At 58.3% G+C, this 283-nt stretch carries 1 protein-coding gene; it reads right to left on the reverse strand.

From position 1 onward, the window contains the following. Nucleotides 1–33: 33 nt before the first annotated feature. On the reverse strand, nt 34–283 hold a 250-nt coding region (locus IAQ70_RS22545; protein WP_190992177.1), incomplete at its 5' end, for an IS3 family transposase.

A 283-nucleotide genomic window follows, 5' to 3' on the forward strand; every position in this document is an offset into this window, starting at 1 on the left:
GGTCCCCGATAGTTGGACTGGCTAAATGGGATTCTAGGCTGCGAGGGTCTGGGCCCGGTATTGCACCGGGCTCAGGCCCTTGAGTTTTGTGGAGATTCTTTCGGTGTTGTACCAGTGGATGTACTCGTCCAATGCTGCTGCCAGGGCGTTGGTGCTGAGGAACCGGACGTGGTGGAAGAGCTCCTCCTTGAGATGTCCGAAGAAGTTCTCCATGACTGCGTTGTCATAGCAGTTGCCCTTGCGGGACATCGACTGGGCGGCGCCGGCATCGCTGAGAAGGACC

This window comes from Pseudarthrobacter sulfonivorans (genome assembly GCF_014712225.1).
Classification (GTDB): domain Bacteria; phylum Actinomycetota; class Actinomycetes; order Actinomycetales; family Micrococcaceae; genus Arthrobacter; species Arthrobacter sulfonivorans.